General features: G+C 74.7%; 3 protein-coding genes. All 3 read left to right on the forward strand.

The window, feature by feature from the left end:
* On the forward strand, nucleotides 1-1,066 hold a 1,066-nt coding region (locus ACWF94_RS37475), incomplete at its 5' end, for a DUF4192 family protein (RefSeq protein ID WP_453499238.1).
* A gap of 197 nt (nucleotides 1,067-1,263) precedes the next feature.
* A complete protein-coding gene (locus tag ACWF94_RS37480) occupies nucleotides 1,264-2,028 on the forward strand; it encodes an NUDIX hydrolase (RefSeq protein ID WP_453499240.1) in 765 nt (254 codons plus the stop codon).
* Between the two features lie 250 nt (nucleotides 2,029-2,278).
* A partial coding sequence (locus ACWF94_RS37485) for an ATP-binding cassette domain-containing protein (protein ID WP_453499242.1) occupies nucleotides 2,279-3,116 on the forward strand: 838 nt, incomplete at its 3' end.

The raw sequence follows: 3,116 nt of genomic DNA on the forward strand, positions 1-3,116 counted from the left end.
GGGGAGCGTGCTGGCCGCTCCCGGCACCACCGTGATGGCCGCGGCAGCCGCCTACGCGGGCATCCAAGTGCGCGGATCCCTGCGGGAGATGGAAGCGCGCCTCGAACCCTGGACGACCTCCTCGGCGCTGGGCCAGGAGAAGGCGCTGGATGGCGCGAGCGCCGCGCTCGTGTCGAGAATCCTGGACCGGGACGGACGGGAGCAGGTCGCCGACGAGACCATCGGTCTGGCCCGCGGGCTGCTGGGGCGTATCGCTGGAGCGCCGCCCGCCACCGGCGGCGCCGGGACCGACACGGCCGACGACCGGCTGATCACCGACGATGAGGCCGCTGCGGTGATCCTCGGGCTCCAGGACCGGGGGACCAGGGACCGGGCCGCGGAGTGGATGGAAGGCCCGGACGCGGAGCCCGCGCTACGGCTCTGGCGTGCGCTGTCCCGCCGCTGTGTCGGCTCCTACGCGGAGCACGCCGCCGCGCCGCTCTCGCTGGTGGGCTGGGTCGCCTGGTCCACCGGTGACGAGCCGACGGCGCGGGCCGCCCTCGGGCTCGCCCTGCGCCGTGACCCCGAGTACCTCTTCGCCAGGCTGCTGCACCAGGCGTGCAACGAGAATCTGGACCCGGAGACACTGCGGAACTGCCTGCGCAGGGAGCGGGACACCCGGGAGGCCGAGCGGGCCGGGGTGAGTGCCGGGTCCCTGGCCGTCGAGCGGACCGGGGAGGCCGTGCGGCCCGCCGCGGGGGAAGGCACCGGTGCCCCGGAGACGAGGGCAGCGGCGGCGGTCTCCGACACCGCACAGAGCCGGGAGACCCCCGCTGCGCTGCCGCACACCCTTCCCGGGCGTCCCGGTGCCGGTGGTACCGCCGGGCGCCGGGTCCGTCCGGGCACCCGGAAGGTGCGTCCGCCCGCCGGCGGTTCGCCGGTCACCGGGTCGCCCGCCAGTGGATCGCCCGTCACCGGTCCGCCTGCCACCGGGCGGACCCGCCGACCCGCCGGCCCGCGCCACCGGGCGGCGGAGGACAGCCGCGGCAAGGGCGACGGCCGGCGGGACACCCGGAGCGAGCGGTGACGGCCCTGAGCCGGGCCCGGTCGCCCGATGGCCACAACCGCTCGTGGCCCCTCCGGCGGGCCGGGGGAAGGGCCGCCGGGGAGGCGGCGGAGCCGTGCCGGATGAGGGCTCGAAGCGCTGGGGGACCTGGCGGAAAGAAGGGCCTCCAGGAAGGCGAAAGCAGTGTTTATCGTCAGGCAGACGACTATGATCACCACATGCCTCCCTACGACCCGTCGGCCTTTCCCGCCTTCGCTGTCACCGTCGATCTGGTCGTGCTCACGGTGCGTCGTCACGCGCTCTGCGCGCTGGTCGTACGCCGCGGAGAGCCGCCGTTCCAGGGCCGGTGGGCGCTGCCGGGCGGCTTCGTACGGGCGGATGAGGATCTGGCGGCGGCAGCGGCCCGGGAGCTCGCGGAGGAGACCGGCCTGTGTGCGGACGACCCGGCCGCCCCCGCCCCCGGAAACGGTGCGCATCTGGAACAGCTCGCCACCTACGGCGCCCCGGAGCGGGATCCCCGGATGAGGGTCGTGAGCGTCGCCCATCTCGTGCTGGCTCCCGATCTGCCGGCCCCCCGGGCGGGCGGGGACGCGAACAGCGCGCGGTGGGCATCCGTGGCGGACCTGCTCGGCCAGGAGGGCGGATTCGGCCGGGAGGGCGAGCAGACGGCCCAGTTGGCGTTCGACCATGCGCGGATCCTGGGGGACGGGGTGGAACGGGCGCGTTCCAAGATCGAGTACTCGTCACTGGCGACCGCCTTCTGCCCGCCGGAGTTCACGGTCGGAGAGCTGAGGCGGGTGTACGAGGCCGTCTGGGGAGTCGTCCTTGACCCCCGGAACTTTCACCGCAAGGTGACCGGGACGCCCGGGTTCCTGGTTCCCTCGGGCGGTACGACCACCCGTCAGGGCGGCCGTCCCGCACAGCTCTTCCGGGCGGGCGGTGCCACGGTGCTCAACCCGCCCATGCTGCGCCCCGAGGTCTGACGCAGGCCAGCCGGGCGGGTGCGGACCAGCGGGCCGGTGGTGTCGACCGGGGAGGGCGGTGCGGGCCGGGACCGTGCGGACAGGAGGGTTCGCAGGGACGGGAACGCCGGGTGTCGAGCGGGGCCGGGTGTCGATCTGACACCCGGGATCAACCTCGATGCGCCAAAAGTCGGAAATGTCGCGTTATCTTGCTGCGGTACCCGCCCCGCCGCCGAGCGGTCTCCCGTCCGCACCTCCCGCGAGAGAAGCGATGCTCCAGGCCATCGGACTGACCAGCAAGCCACGGCGGGACCGCCCGCCCGCTGTCGACGACCTCACCTTCGAGGCCGGGCCCGGCCGTGTCACGGTCCTCCTCGGGGGCGCCGGATCCGGCAAGTCGACGGCGCTGCGACTGATGCTGGAGCTCGAACCCGGCCGTGGCATCACCTACTTCCGCGGTAACCCCCTCCATCGCATCGCGCACCCCGCCCGCGAGGTGGGCGCGCTCCTCGGGGACGTACCGGGGCATCCCGCGCGGACGGCCCGGGGCCAGCTCCGGATGCTCTGCGCCGCCACCGGAGTGCCGGTGTCCCGCGCGGACGAGCTGCTCGACGCGGTCGGCCTCGCCGGCCTCGCCGATCAGCGGCTGGGCACGCTCTCCCTGGGCATGGATCGCAGACTGGGGCTCGCAGCCGCCCTGCTCGGGGCCCCGCAGACACTCGTCCTCGACGAGCCGGCCAAGGGCCTCGCGCCGCACGAGCACAGATGGCTGCACGGGCTGCTGCGCGCCCACGCCGACCGTGGGGGAACCGTGCTGTGTACCGCCGACGACCCCCGCGAGGCGGCCCGGTTCGGGGACCGCGTCGTCACCGTCGAGGGCGGCCGGCTCGTCGCGGACCAGGACGGTAGCGAGTTCTCGCGGACCAGACTGCGCCCCCGGGTGGCCGTCCGCACGCCGCACGCCGTCCGCCTCGCCGCTGTCGTCCAGCGCGAGGCGCGTGCCGCGCACCGTTCGGTGGAGGCGGTCGCGGAGAACGGCAGCCTGCTCTCGGTGTACGGCAGTACCTGTGCCGAGGTCGGTGAGACCGCGTTCCGGCACGGCGTACTCA

Source organism: Streptomyces sp. NPDC055078 (assembly GCF_053607985.1).